Below are 17,317 nucleotides of genomic sequence, written 5' to 3' on the forward strand. Positions count from 1 at the left end.
CGAAATTGAGTGGTTGCCCGCGCACAACGCGTGACAGCGCCCATCCCGCATAGTGATACGGGATACGGCATCCTCTCGCCGCTCGGCTACGCTGCTGCACATCATGCGTTTCGGGCTGCTTCTCCTTAGCTGCCGCGGCGAGGGCCTGTAGTCGTAGGCCGACCCCCTCCCCGCGGTGATTCGGCGTTGCGACATTCGCGCCCCGTCGGCCGGTCCCAGCGGACAAGAGGAGCCCCCGCACCATGTCGAACGCATCGAACACGTCTCGCACCGGCGAACCGTCGAGCCCCACGCAGCACGCCTCCTCCGGTCGCCAGGCCCGCCCGGAGAACGCCGTGGGCCGCCCCACGCCCCTGACGGCCGCGACCCTCACCCAGCGCCCCTCCGGGATGCCCGTCCACCGCTACGGCGCGTACGAGGCCGTGGACATCCCCGACCGCACCTGGCCCGAGCGGCGCATCACCAGCGCCCCCCGCTGGCTGTCCACGGACCTGCGGGACGGCAACCAGGCCCTGATCGACCCGATGTCGCCGGCGCGCAAGCGGGAGATGTTCGACCTGCTGGTGCGCATGGGCTACAAGGAGATCGAGGTCGGCTTCCCCTCGTCGGGGCAGACCGACTTCGACTTCGTACGCTCGATCATCGAAGAGGGCGCGATCCCCGACGACGTCACCATCTCCGTCCTGACCCAGGGCCGCGAGGAGCTGATCGAGCGCACCGTGGAGTCCCTGCGCGGCGCCCACCGCGCCACGGTGCACCTGTACAACGCGACGGCGCCCGTCTTCCGCCGGGTGGTCTTCCGCGGCAGCCGGGAGCAGGTCAAGCAGATCGCCGTGGACGGCACCCGGCTGGTCGTGGAGTACGCGGAGAAGATCCTCGGCGACGAGACGGTCTTCGGCTACCAGTACAGCCCGGAGATCTTCACCGACACCGAGCTGGACTTCGCGCTGGAGGTCTGCGAAGGCGTCATGGACGTCTGGCAGCCCGAGGACGGCCGCGAGATCATCCTCAACCTGCCCGCCACGGTCGAGCGCTCCACGCCGAGCACGCACGCCGACCGCTTCGAGTGGATGAGCCGCCATCTGTCCCGGCGCGAGTTCATCTGCCTGTCCACGCACCCGCACAACGACCGGGGCACCGCCGTCGCCGCCGCCGAACTGGCGGTCATGGCGGGCGCGGACCGCGTCGAGGGCTGCCTGTTCGGACAGGGCGAGCGCACCGGCAACGTCGACCTGGTCACCCTGGGCATGAACCTGTTCAGCCAGGGCGTGGACCCGCAGATCGACTTCTCGCAGATCGACGAGGTGCGCCGGACCGCCGAGTACTGCAACCAGATGGAGGTCCACCCGCGCCACCCGTACGCGGGCGACCTGGTCTACACCGCCTTCTCCGGCTCCCACCAGGACGCCATCAAGAAGGGCTTCGAGGCGATGGAGGCCGAGGCCGCCGAGCGCGGCGAGCCGGTGGGCGCCATCGAGTGGGCGGTCCCGTACCTGCCCATCGACCCGAAGGACGTGGGGCGTTCCTACGAGGCGGTCATCCGCGTCAACTCGCAGTCCGGCAAGGGCGGCGTGGCCTACGTCCTGAAGAACGACCACAAGCTGGACCTGCCGCGTCGGATGCAGATCGAGTTCTCGAAGATCATCCAGACCAAGACCGACGCCGAGGGCGGCGAGGTCACCCCGGACCAGATCTGGACCGTCTTCCAGGACGAGTACCTGCCGACCGAGCCCGGCTCCGACAACCGCCCCTGGGGCCGCATCCAACTCCGCAACGGGCAGACCACGACCGACAAGGACGGCACGGACACGCTGACCGTGGAGGCGGTCGTGGACGGCGCCCCGACCGTGCTGACCGGCTCGGGCAACGGCCCGATCTCCGCCTTCTTCCAGGCGCTGCAGGCCATCGGCATCGACGTACGGCTGCTCGACTACCAGGAGCACACGATGAGCGAGGGAGCCAGCGCCCAGGCCGCCTCGTACATCGAGTGCGCGATCGACGGCAAGGTGCTGTGGGGGATCGGCATCGACGCCAACACCACGCGCGCCTCGCTGAAGGCGGTCGTCTCCGCGGTGAACCGCGCCGCACGCTGACACCGGGGGCACCCTCCCGCCCCGCTGGCCCCACCGGAACCGCCGGCCACCTCCCGGCCGCCGGTTCCGGTCCCGCCCCGTCGCCCACCGAGCCCGGGCCCCGCACGCCGTTTCGGCAGGCAGGGCCCGGGCTCGCGGCGTCTACCCGCGTACGCCCCCGGGAGCAACCACAGTTGTCTCCGCACGGGGTACTGACGCCGCGTCTCGGATGTGGCTAACATCACGTCAAGGCGGCGGCTCTGCTCTCAGATGCGTAACGAATGCGCAGAGGCGTGTCGAAGCAGCGCAACGGAGCGATGCGAAGCGTCAGGGAGGTGCCACGCGATGTACGCGCGAGAGCCACGCGAACGGAGCCTGTGCGTCATCGGCATCCGCACGAGCTGGCGCACGGTCGACGACGGGGAGTTCTTCTGCACCACCTGCGGCGGCGACCGCAACTACCGCCGCCGTACGGGACGCCGCAGAGTCGTCCTCCTCGGCCTGCCCCTGCTGCCGCGCGGCGCCGTGGCGCCCGTCGTCGAATGCTCGGCCTGCCACGCCCACTTCGGCACCGAGGCCCTGGACCACCCCACCACCACGCGGCTGTCCGCCATGCTGCGGGACGCCGTGCACACGGTGGCGCTGGCCGTCCTCGCCGCGGGCGGCACCGAGGCCCGCCCGGTGCGCCAGGCGGCCGTCGGCGCGGTCCGCGCGGCGGGGTACGCGGACTGCGACGAGGACCAACTGCTCGACCTGATCGCGGCGCTGGCCGCCGACACCGGCCGGCTGCCCGGCATCGGCGGCGACGACGCGCCGGCCGTCTTCTTCGGCCTGGGCGACCCGAGCACGACGCTGGCCATCGAACTGCACGAGGCCCTGGAACCGTTAGCCCCGCACCTGGCCCCGACCGGCCGCGAGAGCGTCCTCCTACAGGGCGCGCGCATCGCGCTGGCGGACGGTGCGTACTGCCCCGCCGAGCGCGCGGTGCTGGAAACGGTGGGCCGCGCCCTGTCGCTCGACCCCGACGACACGGCACGTCTGCTCCTCGCCGCCTCCCACGCGGCTTCCTGACCCCGCCGGGCGGTCGCCCGGCCCTGTCCTGCCCCGCCGGATGCCCTGCCGCCCGTCTGACGTCACCCTGGCGCGGGGCAGGGGGCGCTGTTGGGTGTACTCCCCGGGGAGTAGCGCCGGGGTGCGGCCCCCCGACGAAGTACCGGACATCTCCCTCCCCATGGCGACGATCACCGCCCCTCGACGCGGAACCCTGGACGTGTCAGCACATCAGGCACAGGAGGGGAGGCCCGCATGGCGGTCGCACGGACCACCGGGGGCAGCGGGTTGGCGGGGGACGCGCCAGGCCCGGACGGCGGGGGAGCGGGCGCCACGCCCGGCGGGGGCGGCGCGCGCGGCCACGGCGAGGAGGCGGCCCGCGAGAGCGGACCGGTGCGGGAGCACGGGCCGACGGGCCCCGCCGCGAGCAAGCGCCAGCGACGGGGGGTGCCCTGGGCCGTGGTGGCCCTGTGGATCGCCATCATCGCCGTGGCCATGCCCTTCGCCGGCAAGCTCGGCGACGTCCAGGACGACACGGCGGTCAACTACCTGCCGGCGAGCGCCGATTCGACGCGCGTGGCCGAGCTCCAGGAGAGCATGCCGGGCGGCGACACCACCGACCTGATCCTCGTCTACCACCGGGACGGCGGGCTGACCGAGGCCGACCGGGCGAGCGCCCGCGAGCACATAGCCGGGCTGGCCGACGCGTACCAGTTCAGCGGCGGCCAGCAGCCACGGGCGGTGGACTCCAAGGACGGCGCCACGGTGATGTACGGGGTGTCGCTCGCCGGGATGCCGGACGAGGAGGACCAGAACAAGGCGGTCGACGACATCCGCGAGGCCGTCGACGACCACCCCGAGGGGCTGAGCGTGGAGGTCGGCGGCTCCGGTGGTCTCGGCGCCGACGCGAACAAGGTCTTCGAGACCGTCGACGGCACGCTGATGTTCGCCACCGCGGCCGTCGTCGCCCTGCTGCTGATCCTCACCTACCGCAGCCCCTTCCTGTGGCTGGTGCCGCTGCTCGTCGTCGGCGCCGCCACGGTGGCGGCCATGGCCGTGGTCTACGGGCTCTCGCAGGCGTTCGACGTGACCGTCACCGGCATGAGCTCGGCCGTGATGACGGTGCTGGTCTTCGGCGCCGGCACCGACTACGCCCTGTTGCTCACCGCCAGATACCGGGAGGAGTTGCGCCGCTACCCGCACCCATACGACGCGATGGTGGCCGCCCTGCGAGGCTGCGGCGCCGCCGTGCTCGCCTCGTCCGGGACGGTGGCCGCCGGCCTGATGTGTCTGCTCGCCGCCGACCTGAGCAGCAGCAAGGGGCTCGGACCGGTCGGCGCGGCGGGCGTGGTGTGCGCGCTGGCCGCCATGCTGACGCTGCTGCCCGCCATCCTGGTGCTGCTCGGGCGCCGGGTGTTCTGGCCGCTGATCCCCGCGTACGGCAGCACGCCCGCCAAGCGGCGCAACGTGTTCGCGGCCATGGGCGGTTCGGTCAGCCGGCGCCCGGTCACGTTCCTGGTGGGTGGCGTGGCGCTGCTCGGGGCGCTCGCCCTCGGCGCACTGAACGCGCCCGGCGACCTCAAGCAGGAGGACACCTTCACCAACAAGCCCGAGTCGGTCTCGGCCATGCAGACGCTGGCCAAGGCATATCCCGAGCAGGGCAGTCAACCGATCACCATCATGGCCCGCACCACCAACGCGGACGCCGTGCTGCGCGTGACGCAGGACCACGACGGGATCGTCAGGGCCGAGCGCGGTCGCAGCGGCGAGGGGTGGACGGAGATCAGCGCGTTCGCCAAGGACGCCCCGGAGTCGGCGGGCGAGGTTAGGACCATCAAGGGGCTCCGCTCCGAACTCGCCACCATCGACGGGGGCAAGGCCCTGATCGGCGGCGCCAGCGCGGAACAGATCGACCTGGAGAAGACCAACGCGGACGACCGCAAGGTGGTCATCCCGCTGGTGATGCTCGCGGTGTTGCTGATCCTGATAGCCCTGCTGCGCAGCCTGATCGCGTCGGTGATGCTGGTGGCCGCCGTGGTCGCGGTCTGGGGCGCGGCGACCGGACTCGGCGGGCTGCTCTTCGAGCCGGTCTTCGACCTCAAGGGCATCGATCCCGGGCTCCCGTTGATCACCTTCGTCTTCCTGGTGGCCCTCGGTGTCGACTACGGCATCTTCCTGATGCACCGCATGCGCGAGGAGGCCATCAAGGGCGCGAGCACGCCGCAGGCGGCCCTCACGGCGCTGCACACCACGGGCGGCGTGATCGCCTCGGCCGGACTGGTGCTGGCCGCGACCTTCGCGGTGCTGGCGACCATGCCGATGGCGATGATGCTGGAACTCGGCTTCATCATCGCGGTCGGCGTACTCCTCGACACCTTCCTGGTCCGCACCTACCTGGTCACGTCGGCGAGCCTGCTGCTCGACCGGTGGATCTGGTGGCCCGGCAAGCTCTTCCGCCGCCAGGCGCCGCGACCGGCGGCGGCACCGGCACCGGAGCGGACGGCTGAGCCGGTCGGCTGACGGCCCGTCTGACCGCCTCCGGGCGACCGGCCGAGCGGCCTGACCGCCTGGCCGGCTGCCGACCGGCCGCCGCGACCGCGTGACGGCCCGCCGGTGACCGGCATCCCCACCCGCCTCCGCGCACGCCCCTCCCGGCGTGTGCGGAGGCGCGGCCATGGCCGGTCCGCACGCACCCGGCCGCGCCTCGCTCACCAGGTCAACGGCCAGGTCCAGCAAGCGTGATCGAGAGTTATCCACAGGCATGAGCGGGACGGAGCGAAAGTCGGTCCCGTACCGCACGATGGGACCGTGCAGATGACCGAATTCACCGCCGCCCTGCGAGAGGACCGGCGCCCGCCCGCCAGGACGAGGGCGCGGCCGTCGGCGTGGGACGTGGCGCTCGCGTTGGCGGTGCTCGTCGTCCAGAGCCTGCTGGCGTTGAGCGTGCGCAACGACGGCAGCCGCCCCGACGCCTTCGGCTGGGCGCTGCTCATCGTGAGCGCGCTGGCGCTGGTGTCCCGCAGGACCGCACCGACGGCCACCACGGTGGTGGTCGTGCTGGCCGTCGGCCCCTACCACTCGCTGGACTACGCCCACTTCGCCACGGTGCCCGCGGGGCTGGTCGCGTTGTACGCGCTGGCGGTCGGCGCGCCGGCGTGCAGGTCGCTGGTGGCGCTCAGCGCGATAGTCGGCGTCATGGCGGTGGTGATGTCCAACTCGCCTGACGACCAGGCGCTGCCGGAGATGATGCGCAGCTCCGGTTGGCTGTTGGCCGTGGTGGTGATCGGCATAGCGGTCAGGACGCACCGTAACTACGTGGCCGCCATCGTGGAGCGAGCCGAGCGCGCCGAGCGCACCCGCGAGGAGGAGGCCGCGCGCAGGGTCGCCGAGGAGCGCCTGCGGATCGCCCGTGACCTGCACGACCTGTTGGCCCACAGCATCACGCTGATCGGCGTGCAGACCTCGGTGGCGGCACACGTGTTGGTCGCCGATCCGGACCGGCTCGACCGGGACGCGGTCGCCAAGGCGCTGGACTCGATAGCCGACACCTGCCGGGACGCCCGGGCCGAACTCCGCACCACGCTGCGGGTGCTGCGGGCCGGGGAGGCCGAGCCGGCGGCCGACTCCACTCGCCCGCCGCCGGGTCTCGCTGGCCTGCCCGACCTGGCGAGTTCGGCCGAGGCGGCGGGAGCCCGCGTCACGCTGGACTTCCCGCTGACCCCGTCCGCCGCGTCCGCGGTCCCGCCGGCGGTGGGGGCGGCGGCGTACCGCATCGTCCAGGAGGCGCTCACCAACGCGGTGCGGCACGCGGGCCCCGACGTCCGCACGGTCGCGACCGTGCGGAAGGTCCCCCACCCCTGGGCGGAGGGCGAGGCGTTGAGCGTCACGGTGACCGACGACGGGCCACCCTCGGCGCGGGTGCCCGGCCAGCGTCGCGGTGGCGCCCCGGCCGACCCGGCGGCGTCCACGCGCGAGTCCGCCCCCAGCGGGCTCCGTACCGCCGGTGCGGCTGGCGCGGCGGGCCGGCCGAGCGCGGGCGGCGCGGCCCAGGGCCACGGGGCCTCGGCTGGCGCCGACCCGGGGCCTGGCGGCGGTGCGGGGCTTCGCGGCGGTGCGGGGGCTGGCGGCGGCGCGAGCGCGGCCGGGCCCGGCACGGACGGCCAAAGCGCCGCGAGTTCGGGCGGTCCCGGCGGCTCCGGTGGTCCGGCCGGCGCTGGCGGGGCCGGCTCGGTCGGGGCCGAGGGCTTCGGCATCGCCGGCATGCGTGAGCGGGCCCGGAGCGTCGGGGGTTCGGTCACGGCCGGCTGGCGGGCGGATGGCCCGGGGTTCGTCGTACGGGCGATCCTGCCGCTGGCCAGCACGCCGCGCGGTGGACCGGCCGCGCCGCGCGGCGAGTCCACGGTCTTCGGTTGGAAGGGCGCCAGGAGTGCGACCGCGGGCCTGAAGGCCACGGCCAGGGAAGAGGTCCGCCCCGAGGCGGAGCCCGCGGACGGCACCACGTCCCGGCCCGAGTCGCAGCCGAGCCCGCCTCCCGAGCCGGGGTCGGCTCCGCCCCCCGAGCCGGGGTCGGCTCCGCCTCCTGAGCCGGAGGCGGTGCGGCATGCCGAGTCGCAGGCCGGGCCGCGGTCCTCCGGAGCACGGGTGGCGGCGCGGTCCGAGATATCCGTGACATCCGGGACGTCCGTGACATCCGAGACGTCTGAGGCAAGAGGACAGACAGAGGAGGACGCGTCGTGAGTGCGTCGCAGCCCATTCGAGTACTGCTCGCCGACGATCAGACGCTGGTGCGGGCCGCCTTCGCGATGCTCGTCGAGTCGGCCCGCGACATGCGGGTGGTCGGCCAGGCGGGTAACGGCAGGGAGGCGGTCGAGCTGGCCCGCGCGGTCGATGTCGACCTCGTCGTGATGGACATCCGCATGCCGGAACTGGACGGGATCGAGGCGACGCGGCGCATCGCGGCTGACGCGGAGCTGGCCGACGTGAAAGTGCTGGTCCTCACGACGTACGACACCGACGAGTACATCGTGGACGCTCTGCGCGCGGGTGCCTCCGGGTTTCTGGTCAAGGACACCAAGCCGGCGGAGCTCCTGGACGCGATCCGTACCGTCGCGGCGGGCGAGGCCCTCCTGTCGCCGGGTCCCACGGCCCGCCTCATCGCCCGCGTCCTCCGCCTGCCCGCCCCGCTGCCCCCGGCCCCCGCCGTCCCCGACGCGCTGGCCACGCTCTCCGACCGGGAGCGCCAGGTGCTCACCCTCGTGGGGCGCGGGTTGAACAACGCGGAGATAGCCGAGGCGTTGGGCCTGAGTCCGCTGACGGCCAAGACGCACGTCAGTCGCATCATGGGCAAGCTGATGGCGCGCGACCGGGCCCAGCTCGTGATCGCCGCGTACGAATCGGGGCTGGTGTCACCGGCGGCCCGGACGGACACGGGGACGGGGTAGCGGGCGGAAGGTGCCCGAGCCGGCGGGAAGGCCCGCCCCCCGGGTGAGGCAGGCCGTGTCGTGTGCCGGGGTCCGACGGTCAGCCGGGTGGGGGCGAGCCCGGGAGGCGGAAGGGACGTGAGCGGGGGTTGGCGTGGCGGGTCGGGGCGTCGGCTACCGTGGCCGCATGCCCACGCACGCCCGAGACCGACTGCTGACGGCCGCCGCGGAGTTGTTCTACGTCGAGGGCATCCAGGCGGTCGGGGTCGAACGGTTGCTGGCCGTCTCGGGGGTGGGCCGGGCGTCCTTCTACCGACACTTCGCCGGCAAGGACGCGCTGGTCGCGGCCGTACTACAGCGCCAGGGCGAACAGTGGCTGGCGTGGCTTGAGGCGGCTGTCGCCGAGCACGGCGGCGGGCCGCTGGCCGTCTTCGACGCGCTGGCCGACCGCGCGCGGAGCCGCGGGTTCCACGGGTGCGCGTTCGTCAACGCGATGGCGGAGACGGCCGACCCGAGCAGCGAGGTGTACCGGCTGGCGGAGGCGCACAAGCGCCGGGTCACGGCGTACGTCGAGCAGTTGATCAAGGCGGCGGGGTGTGAGCGGCACGAGGCGCTGGCCGAACAGTTCGTCCTGCTGATGGACGGGGCGACGGTGACCGCGATGCGGGAGCGCACCGGCGCGCCGGCGCTGCGGGCCCGCGAGATGGCACAGCGCCTGCTCGGCTGAGCGGAGCGACGCGTGGGGAAGGGCCTGAGCGGCGGGCGGGGCCGACCCCGCGCCAGGCCGCCCGCACCAAGCCGTCCGCTTCCGCCCGTGTCCAGGCCGTCCGCGCCAAGCCGTCCGCTTGCGCCCGCACCGAGCCGTTCGCTTTCGCCCGTGTCCAGCCGCCCGCACCAGACCGTCCGCACCGGGCCGTCCGCATCCACCCGCGTCCAGCCGCCCGCATCCGACCGGCCGCGCTCATCCCCACGCCCCCCGTGCGCACTCAGCCGCCCGTGGCCACGCGTGCTCGCAGCGCTCTGACCTCCTCGTCGAGGGCGGCGTTCCGCTGCTCCAACGCGGCGTTGCGCCGGGTCAGTTCGGCATGGGCGGCCAGCAAGCGCTCGTTCTCCCCCTCCACCTCGGCGATGTGGGCGCGTACCGTCGGAAGTGCGCTGACCAGTTCGGACTGGGTGAAGCGCGGGGTGATGTGCTGGGGGCAGTTCCAGTTGAACCCCTCGACCCGGATGGTCACCAGCCGCTCCACCCGCCCGTCGGTCCGAACGCGGCCGAGCCGTTCGGCCAGCGCGGGGTGTTCGTCCAGTGCCCTGATCTCGGCCCGCCCGAAGATCTTGAGCCGGGCCTGTCGCGCGTAGTCCATGAGGAAGAGGGCGACGCGCCCGTCGGCCCGTACGTTTCCGGTGGAGATGTACTGCCGGTTGCCCCGCACGTCCGCGTAGCCCAGGGTCCCTTCGTCCAGTACGTGCAGGAACCCGGGCGGACCGCCGCGGTACTGCACGTACGGCCATCCCGTCTCGCTGACGGAGCCCAGGTAGAAGCCGTCGCGTGAGGCGATGAACGCGGCCTCCTGCGCGCCGATGGGGTCGGCCGCGCCCTCCTCGGCGCCTGGTCGGGCCAGCGCGCGGGCCGCCGCGGACGCGCTGCCCTGCTCCCGTTGCACGCGCCGGACGCTGTCGGTGTAGGCCAGATGGGCATAGCGGCTCATCGCGAGATCCCCTCGTCCCGGGCGCGAGTTGGCACCCTCCCGATGCTGAGATGGTACCAATCGGTTCCGTCTTGGGTCGGTGGTGATCGCCGTACGAGCGAGCGGCGGCATGGCCGGGCGGTGGCACGGCCGCCCCGCGGCGCGGACGGAACGCGGCCCGACCTGGTGGGCAGCGCCTTCGGACCCTCGGCGGCCTCAGTCCCCCCGACGCTCCGGCGGCTCCCGTGCGAGGAGCGGTGAGGTGGTCGGTGCCTGGAAAGTGGGGAGGATGCAGGGCGGTGCGGCACGCCGCGTGTGCCGGAGGCGGCGGGCGCGCTCAGGTGGTCGGTCGGGCCCGCGGCGGCTTCCGTACCCTCGTACGCCAAACGTAAGGAACGTGATGCTGAACAACATATGGTCCCCATCGCCACGCCTCGGTCGGCCAGCGACAGCTCTGGTCCACGACGCGCCCTCACCGACGCGAATGGGCGCCGTGGCGCACGCCGGCACGCGGGACGAGTTGGGGCGCGCATGACGGCGATCGTGACGTACGAGGACGTCCAGGCCGCCGCCGAGCGGATCGCCGGGCACACCAGGCCCGTCGCCGTGGCGCGGGCGGAGACCGACGTGTGGTTCGCCCTTGAGTACCTCCAGCACACCGGGAGCTTCAAGGCGCGCGGCGCGGCCAACTTCGTCGCGGCGCACGTCGAGGCAGGGACCATGCCGGAGGCGGGGGTGGTCATCGCCTCCGGCGGCAACGCGGGCCTCGCCATCGCCTGGGCCGCCGCCCGGCACGGCGTACCCGCCACCGTCTTCACGCCCGCCACGTCGCCCGCCGTCAAGGTGGACCGGATCCGCGCGCTGGGCGCGGACACGCGGCTGGTCGGCACGGAGTACGACCAGGCGCTGGCCGCGTCCCGCGAGCACGCCGCCGCGACCGGCGCGCTGCTGTCGCACGCGTACGACCACCCGCTGGTGGCGGCCGGCGCGGGCACCCTCTTCGAGGAGATCCACCGGGCCCGGCCGGGGCTCGACACGGTGCTCGTCGCCTGCGGGGGCGGCGGACTCTTCGCCGGGGTGGCCGCCGCCGCGCACGCCCGCGGCGTGCGGGTCGTCGCCGTCGAACCCGTCGGCTGCCCGACGCTGCACGCCGCGATCGAGGCGGGCGAGCCGGTCGAGGTCGGCGTGGACTCGATCGCGGCCGACGCGCTCGGCGCCCGCTTCGTCACCCCCGCCGCGCTGCACTGGGCCCGCGAGAGCGACGCGTCGGTGCTGCTCGTGCCGGACGCGGCGATCACCGCGGCCCGCCGCGCGCTCTGGGAGGAGCGTCGCATCGTCGTGGAGAACGCCGCCGCCGCCGGGTACGCCGCCCTGCACAGCGGGGCGTACCAGCCCGCGCCGGGCGAGCGGGTCTGCGCGGTGCTGTGCGGAGCCAACACCGACCCCGCCGACCTGGTGGCCCGCGCGTAGCGCCGTCCGCCCGCCGGGCCTCCCGCCGGCGGCGCGGAAGCGGGCCCACCGACCCCGGCTCGGTGGGCCCGCCGCGTACGGGACAATGGGCGCATGAGTCTGTTCCGCGACGACGGCATCGTGCTGCGCACCCAGAAGCTGGGGGAGGCGGACCGGATCATCACGCTGCTGACCCGGGGCCACGGCCGCGTGCGGGCGGTGGCTCGCGGGGTGCGGCGGACGAAGTCGAAGTTCGGGGCGCGCCTCGAACCGTTCTCCCACGTCGACGTGCAGTTCTTCGCGCGCGGCAGCGAACTCATCGGCCGCGGGCTCCCGCTGTGCACGCAGAGCGAGACCATCGCCCCCTACGGCAGCGGCATCGTCACCGACTACGCGCGGTACACGGCCGGCACCGCGATGCTGGAGACCGCGGAGCGGTTCACCGACCACGAGGGCGAGCCCGCCGTCCAGCAGTACCTGCTGCTCGTCGGCGGCCTGCGCACGCTCGCCGCCGGCGAGCACGAGCCACACCTGGTGCTCGACGCGTTCCTGCTGCGCTCGCTCGCCGTCAACGGGTACGCGCCCAGCTTCGAGAACTGCGCCAGGTGCGGCATGCCCGGGCCCAACCGGTTCTTCTCGGTCGGCGCGGGCGGCGTGGTCTGCACGGAATGCCGCGTCCCCGGCAGCGTCGTACCCTCTGCGGAGTCGCTGGCGCTCCTCGGCGCGCTGCTGACCGGCGACTGGGCGACCGCCGACGCGTGCGAGGCACGCCACGTGCGGGAGGGCAGCGGACTGGTCGCGGCGTACCTGCACTGGCACCTGGAGCGGGGCCTGCGCTCGCTCCGGTACGTGGAGAAGTGAGCCGCGCCGCGTGCGGGAGCGAGGCACGGCACGCGAGGTGGCGCGCCGCGGAACGGTGGGAGCGGGGAGTTTCGCGCCGCACGGCGTAGCGCACGCCGCGCGGGGCGGCGCGGAGGATGACGGCGTACGGCAACCGTACGCGCGAGGCTGACGGCGCACAGGCGTCGCACGAGCGAGATGTGGGAGACGTGGCAGGCATGGCAGGACGCGGTTTCATGGGCCGGGCACGACGCGAATACCGGGCTCCGGACCCGCATCCGTCCGGTGCGCGACCGCCGAAGATCCCCGGCGAACTGGTGCCCAAGCACGTGGCGATCGTGATGGACGGCAACGGTCGCTGGGCCAAGGACCGTGGCCTGCCGCGCACCGAGGGCCACAAGGTCGGCGAGGGCGTCGTGCTCGACGTGCTCAAGGGCTGCCTGGAGATGGGCGTCAAGAACCTGTCCCTGTACGCCTTCTCCACCGAGAACTGGAAGCGCTCGCCGGACGAGGTGCGCTTCCTGATGAACTTCAACCGCGAGGTCATCCGCCGCCGCCGGGACGAGATGGACGAACTGGGCATTCGCGTCCGCTGGGCGGGGCGGATGCCCAAGCTGTGGAAGTCGGTGGCCAAGGAGCTCCAGGTGGCGCAGGAGCAGACCAAGGACAACGACGCCATGACCATGTACTTCTGCCTGAACTACGGCGGCCGGGCCGAGATCGCCGACGCCGCCGCCGCCCTGGCGACCGACGTGGCGGCGGGCCGGCTCGACCCGTCGAAGGTCAACGAGAAGACGTTGGCGAAGTACCTCTACTACCCGGACATGCCGGACGTGGACCTCTTCGTCCGCCCCTCCGGCGAGCAGCGGACGTCCAACTACCTGATCTGGCAGAGCGCGTACGCGGAAATGGTCTTCCAGGACGTGCTGTGGCCGGACTTCGACCGCCGCGACCTGTGGCGCGCCTGCCTGGAGTTCGCCCAGCGCGACCGGCGCTTCGGGGGCGCGTTGCCGAACCTGCCCGCGAACGGGTCGTCCTCGACGGACGGTGGCGCCGGAGCCTGACCCACGGGCCCGAGCCGAGCCGCCGGCCCCTGACCTGGCTGTCCTGACCTGAACCGGCCTGAACTGGCCTGACCTGGGCCTTGGGCAGAGGTCGGTGTACCACCGTTCGCCACGGCTCGCTCGCGCGCTGGCCGGCCGTTCGTCGCGGCCGGCCGCGCTCAGCCCTCGGTCGTCGCGCTCGGTTCTGGCGCGGTGGCGTGGGCGTCGTGGTGCCAGCCCTGGGTGGCGTCGGTGTTGGCCGTGGCGCTCCGCGCGGCGCGTGCCGTGTCGCCCGCGCGCAGGGCGTCGAGCAGGTCCTCGTGCCCCCGGTGGTCCCCGCCGTGGAACCCCCGCTCGTCCCAGTGGGCGGCCATCGAGCGGCGCAGCGCCGGGCCGAGCGCGGTGTACAGGTCGCTGAGCAGCGCGTTGCCGCTGGCCGCGGCGACGGCCTGGTGGAACGCGTGATCGGCGCGCACCCAGGCGTCGCGGTCGCGGCGCTGCCAGGCGTCGGCGCGCTCGGCGAGCAGCCCGTCGAGCGCGTCGAGCCCCTCCGGCGTGATCCGTTCGGCGGCCAGCCGGGCGGCCTGGGCGTCCAGGGCCTCGCGGACTTCGAGCACGTCGGCGAGTTCGCTGTCGAGCCGCTGGATGGCGCCGGCGAGTTCGCTGGTGGCGCGCACGTAGGTGCCGTCGCCCTGGCGGGCCTGGAGCAGGCCGGCGTGGATGAGCGCGCGGGTCGCCTCCCGCAGCGTGCCGCGCGCGACGCCGAGTTGCTCGATGAGCGCGGTCTCGGTCGGGATGCGGCCCCCCACCGGCCACTTGCCGGAGGTGATCTCGGCGCGCAGTCGCTGGATGACGTCGTCGACCAGTACCGAGCGGCGTACGGAGGGGAGTGTCACGGTGGTCCTTCCTGGCTGGGGGAAACAGCAGCCCATCCTGACCGATCACGGCATGAGCCCCGGCCGGGCCGGGCTCATGCTGGGCGCGGCGCTGGTCGTCGGCGTCTCCTCGACCTTCGCCCTGTTGCCGCTCACCCGTACCGGCCCGCGCCCGCGGCTGGCCTTCGTCGTGGTCGGGGCGTCCCTGACGGCTGGTTACCTGGGCCTGCTGTGCGCGCCGCTGGCCGTACCGACCCTGTGGGCCGTGCCGTCCTCGCGGCCCCGCGACTGCTCGTCGGGCTCGCCCTCACCGCGCGCCGAACGCGCTGAACCGCGGCGCCGGCGGTGCGGCCGCGCGGGGAGGGATGCGCGGGAGAGGGAGGCGCGCCAGGGCGGGCCGCGCACCCCTGAAGTCGACGGGGCGGCCGGGCGTGGCGTACCGGAAGGTGGGCGTGGTCGGGCGGTTCGAACCGCCGTCCGTACGCCGCGTGCGGCGCGGCGCGGTCAGCCCTTGGCCGCGGCGCACTCGCCGCAGGTGCCGAAGATCTCGATGGTGTGCGCCACGTCCACGAAGCCGTGCTCGGTGGCGATCGAGTCGGCCCACTTCTCCACGGCCGGGCCCTCGACCTCGACGGCCTTGCCGCACGAGCGGCAGACGAGGTGGTGATGGTGGTCGTCGGTGCTGCATCGCCGGTAGACGGACTCGCCCTCGTCCGTACGCAACACGTCCACCTCGCCCGCGTCGGCGAGGGACTGGAGGGTGCGGTAGACCGTGGTCAGGCCGACCGAGTCGCCGCGGTGCTTGAGCATGTCGTGGAGTTCCTGCGCGCTGCGGAACTCGTCCACCTCGTCCAACGCCGCCGCCACCGCGGCGCGCTGCCTGGTGGCCCGGCCGCGTACTGGGGGACCCGCGGTCGCCACAGCTTCCTCCTCAGTTGCCTGCTCGTCGCCTGTCCGGCATCCGGCTGGACATTGTGCCAGTCTGCCAGGTGACGCGGCCGGCACGAGAGTCCCTTCGCGCCCCACCCGTCACACCCGCGCGTCGCCGGTGGCCGATACGCGATGGGTCGCCACCTCCAGCGCGCACCGTTCCTCCTCCAGCGCGGCCCGCCGCGCTCGGCGTCGGGTGAGGGGCGCGGCCAGCGCGGTGATCACGGCGAAGACGGCGATGGCCAGGACGACGATGCTGGCGCCGGGCGGCACGTCCTCGTAGTACGAGTAGCTCGTGCCGGACAGGGTGACCAGCACGCCGATCGTGACCGAGAGCGCCATGGTCATCCCGAAGCTGCGGGTGGCCTGCTGCGCCGCGGCGACCGGCACCACCATCAGCGCGCTCACCAGGAGCAGCCCCACCACGCGCATGGCCACGGTCACGGTGACCGCCGCGGTGACGGCCAACAGCAGGTTCAGGAACCGCACCGGGAGCCCGGTCACCCGCGCGAACTCCTCGTCCTGGCAAATGGCGAAAAGCTGACGCCGCAGGCCCAGTGTGATCAGGATCACGAAGGCGGCCAGCACGCAGATGGTCCGCACATCTCCCTCGGAGACCGTCGTGATCGAGCCGAACAGGTACGAGGTGAGGTTGGCGTTGGAGCCGGTGTCCGACATGTTGATCAGCAGCACGCCGCCGGCCATGCCGCCGTAGAACAGCATCGCCAGCGCGAGGTCGCCGCGGGCCTTCCCGTACCAGCGGATCAGCTCCATCAGCACCGCGCCCAGCGACGCCACCGCGACGGCGGTCCACACCGGGTTGTTGCCGGTGAGGAAGCCGAGCGCGACGCCGGTGAGGGCGACGTGCCCGATGCCGTCGCCCATGATCGCCTGGCGGCGTTGGACCAGGTAGATGCCGACCGCCGGGGCCGTGACGCCGACCAGGACGGCGGCGAGCAGGGCCCGCTGCATGAAGGCGTAGTCGAGCATTTCCATCAGATCAGCAGCCCTGTCCGGATCGGCTCCGCGGCGTCCGCGGCGTGCGGGTGGATGTGGTCGTGGCCGGGCAGCGCGTGCTGGCCGACCGCCTTGGGCGGCGGCCCGTCGTGCGCCACGCAGCCGTCGCGCAACACCACGGCCCGGTCGATCAGGGGCTCGAGGGGCCCCAGCTCGTGCAGGACGAGGAGCACCGTGGTGCCCCGCGCGACCTGCTGGCGCAGCGCGTCCGCCAGCACCTCCTGGCTGGCCAGGTCCACGCCCGCCATTGGCTCGTCCATGATCAGCAGCTCCGGCTCGCCGGCCAGCGCGCGGGCGATGAGGACCCGCTGGTGCTGGCCGCCGGAGAGGGCGTTGACCGAGTCCCGGGCGCGGTCGGCCATGCCGACCAGTTCCAGGGCGCGGTCCACGGCGGCCCGGTCGCCCCGGCCCGGCCAGCGCAGCTTCGTACGGGCCAGCCGGCCGGCGGAGACCACCTCGCGCACGGTGGCCGGAACGCCGCTGGCGGCCGTGGTGCGCTGCGGCATGTAGCCGACGCGCGCCCACTGCCGAAAGCGCCGTCGCGGGGTGCCGAACAGCTCCAACTCGCCACCGGTGAGCGGCACCTGCCCGACCAGGGCGCGCACCATCGTGGACTTGCCCGAACCGTTGGCGCCGAGCAGCGCGACCACCTCGCCGCGGCGGACCGTCAGGTCCACGCCGCGCAGCACCGGCCGCGAGCCGAGCGAGGCGCGCGCCTGGCGCACCACCACGACCGGCTCCCCGCACTCGCGGGCCGCCGCTTTCGCGCCGCCCGACGCGGGTCCCGACGCGGCTCCCGGCTCGTCGCCCGGGCGTGCGGCCTCGGGGCCCGTGGCCGGTGGGCCCGCCGGGTCCGACCGCTGGGTCGTGGACCGTCCGGCCGCGCCGGGTATGTCCCCGGCGGGCCCTTCGCTTCGCTCGCTCGCCACGCCTGCC

At 73.7% G+C, this 17,317-nt stretch carries 14 protein-coding genes; 9 read left to right on the plus strand and 5 right to left on the minus strand.

All coding sequences use genetic code 11. The annotated features are described in order from the left end of the window. Window positions 1-242 precede the first annotated feature (242 nt). From leuA to AC3CHW_RS25115, 6 genes are all read left to right on the plus strand, one after another. Window positions 243-2,093: a 2-isopropylmalate synthase gene (gene leuA / locus AC3CHW_RS25090; RefSeq protein ID WP_488467988.1), complete on the plus strand. Its 1,851-nt coding sequence runs from the start codon at window positions 243-245 to the stop codon at window positions 2,091-2,093. Between the two features lie 324 nt (window positions 2,094-2,417). Then, window positions 2,418-3,143: a TerB family tellurite resistance protein gene (locus tag AC3CHW_RS25095; RefSeq protein WP_488467989.1), complete on the plus strand. Its 726-nt coding sequence runs from the start codon at window positions 2,418-2,420 to the stop codon at window positions 3,141-3,143. 474 nt (window positions 3,144-3,617) lie between these two features. Next, window positions 3,618-5,642 carry an MMPL family transporter gene (locus tag AC3CHW_RS25100; RefSeq protein ID WP_398607422.1) on the plus strand — a complete coding sequence of 675 codons (2,025 nt, stop codon included), beginning with the start codon at window positions 3,618-3,620 and terminating at the stop codon, window positions 5,640-5,642. A gap of 294 nt (window positions 5,643-5,936) precedes the next feature. Beyond that, entirely contained in the window at window positions 5,937-7,859 is a 1,923-nt protein-coding gene (locus AC3CHW_RS25105) for a sensor histidine kinase (RefSeq protein WP_488471160.1), read from the plus strand. Next, window positions 7,856-8,563, plus strand: a complete 708-nt coding sequence (locus AC3CHW_RS25110; RefSeq protein ID WP_398607182.1) for a response regulator transcription factor — start codon at window positions 7,856-7,858, stop codon at window positions 8,561-8,563. Before AC3CHW_RS25105 ends, AC3CHW_RS25110 begins: the two co-directional genes overlap by 4 nt. A gap of 166 nt (window positions 8,564-8,729) precedes the next feature. After that, the gene (locus AC3CHW_RS25115; protein ID WP_217201174.1) at window positions 8,730-9,269 is read left to right on the plus strand and encodes a TetR/AcrR family transcriptional regulator; all 540 of its coding nucleotides are present in this window, start codon (window positions 8,730-8,732) and stop codon (window positions 9,267-9,269) included. Window positions 9,270-9,528: 259 nt separating this feature from the next. On the opposite strand, the gene AC3CHW_RS25120 is transcribed toward AC3CHW_RS25115, so the two are convergent. Next, complete coding sequence (locus AC3CHW_RS25120; RefSeq protein WP_398607181.1) at window positions 9,529-10,248, minus strand: pyridoxamine 5'-phosphate oxidase family protein; 720 nt, start codon at window positions 10,246-10,248, stop codon at window positions 9,529-9,531. Between the two features lie 510 nt (window positions 10,249-10,758). On the opposite strand from AC3CHW_RS25120, the gene AC3CHW_RS25125 reads away from it, so the two are divergent. The 3 genes from AC3CHW_RS25125 to AC3CHW_RS25135 all read left to right on the plus strand — a co-directional run bounded on the left by AC3CHW_RS25125 (window position 10,759) and on the right by AC3CHW_RS25135 (window position 13,580). Next, window positions 10,759-11,697 carry a serine/threonine dehydratase gene (locus AC3CHW_RS25125; protein ID WP_398607180.1) on the plus strand — a complete coding sequence of 313 codons (939 nt, stop codon included), beginning with the start codon at window positions 10,759-10,761 and terminating at the stop codon, window positions 11,695-11,697. Between the two features lie 93 nt (window positions 11,698-11,790). Continuing rightward, window positions 11,791-12,537, plus strand: a complete 747-nt coding sequence (recO, locus tag AC3CHW_RS25130; RefSeq protein WP_176161522.1) for a DNA repair protein RecO — start codon at window positions 11,791-11,793, stop codon at window positions 12,535-12,537. A gap of 197 nt (window positions 12,538-12,734) precedes the next feature. Next, the gene (locus AC3CHW_RS25135; protein WP_488467990.1) at window positions 12,735-13,580 is read left to right on the plus strand and encodes an isoprenyl transferase; all 846 of its coding nucleotides are present in this window, start codon (window positions 12,735-12,737) and stop codon (window positions 13,578-13,580) included. A gap of 158 nt (window positions 13,581-13,738) precedes the next feature. Here the strand turns inward: AC3CHW_RS25135 and AC3CHW_RS25140 are convergent, their stop codons facing one another. From AC3CHW_RS25140 to AC3CHW_RS25155, 4 genes are all read right to left on the minus strand, one after another. Beyond that, window positions 13,739-14,455, minus strand: a complete 717-nt coding sequence (locus AC3CHW_RS25140; protein ID WP_488467991.1) for a FadR/GntR family transcriptional regulator — start codon at window positions 14,453-14,455, stop codon at window positions 13,739-13,741. 483 nt (window positions 14,456-14,938) lie between these two features. Continuing rightward, window positions 14,939-15,355, minus strand: a complete 417-nt coding sequence (locus tag AC3CHW_RS25145; protein WP_176161518.1) for a Fur family transcriptional regulator — start codon at window positions 15,353-15,355, stop codon at window positions 14,939-14,941. Window positions 15,356-15,463: 108 nt separating this feature from the next. After that, complete coding sequence (locus AC3CHW_RS25150; protein ID WP_398607177.1) at window positions 15,464-16,360, minus strand: metal ABC transporter permease; 897 nt, start codon at window positions 16,358-16,360, stop codon at window positions 15,464-15,466. Then, window positions 16,360-17,112 carry a metal ABC transporter ATP-binding protein gene (locus AC3CHW_RS25155; protein WP_459248543.1) on the minus strand — a complete coding sequence of 251 codons (753 nt, stop codon included), beginning with the start codon at window positions 17,110-17,112 and terminating at the stop codon, window positions 16,360-16,362. The genes AC3CHW_RS25150 and AC3CHW_RS25155 overlap by 1 nt, the downstream gene beginning before the upstream one ends. Between the last annotated feature and the right edge of the window lie 205 nt (window positions 17,113-17,317).

The sequence above is a fragment of the Streptomyces sp. MGP-BFMKR1 genome, from assembly GCF_057766585.1.

What these genes read in the sequence shown, in the direction of transcription:
- AC3CHW_RS25095 (WP_488467989.1), top strand. Translation starts at nt 2,418, where the DNA reads ATGTACGCGCGAGAGCCACGCGAACGGAGCCTGTGCGTCATCGGCATC.
- AC3CHW_RS25135 (WP_488467990.1), top strand. Translation starts at nt 12,735, where the DNA reads ATGGCAGGACGCGGTTTCATGGGCCGGGCACGACGCGAATACCGGGCT.
- AC3CHW_RS25105 (WP_488471160.1), top strand. Translation starts at nt 5,937, where the DNA reads ATGACCGAATTCACCGCCGCCCTGCGAGAGGACCGGCGCCCGCCCGCC.
- AC3CHW_RS25120 (WP_398607181.1), bottom strand. Translation starts at nt 10,248, where the DNA reads ATGAGCCGCTATGCCCATCTGGCCTACACCGACAGCGTCCGGCGCGTG.
- AC3CHW_RS25150 (WP_398607177.1), bottom strand. Translation starts at nt 16,360, where the DNA reads ATGGAAATGCTCGACTACGCCTTCATGCAGCGGGCCCTGCTCGCCGCC.
- AC3CHW_RS25125 (WP_398607180.1), top strand. Translation starts at nt 10,759, where the DNA reads ATGACGGCGATCGTGACGTACGAGGACGTCCAGGCCGCCGCCGAGCGG.
- leuA (WP_488467988.1), top strand. Translation starts at nt 243, where the DNA reads ATGTCGAACGCATCGAACACGTCTCGCACCGGCGAACCGTCGAGCCCC.
- AC3CHW_RS25115 (WP_217201174.1), top strand. Translation starts at nt 8,730, where the DNA reads ATGCCCACGCACGCCCGAGACCGACTGCTGACGGCCGCCGCGGAGTTG.
- recO (WP_176161522.1), top strand. Translation starts at nt 11,791, where the DNA reads ATGAGTCTGTTCCGCGACGACGGCATCGTGCTGCGCACCCAGAAGCTG.
- AC3CHW_RS25100 (WP_398607422.1), top strand. Translation starts at nt 3,618, where the DNA reads ATGCCCTTCGCCGGCAAGCTCGGCGACGTCCAGGACGACACGGCGGTC.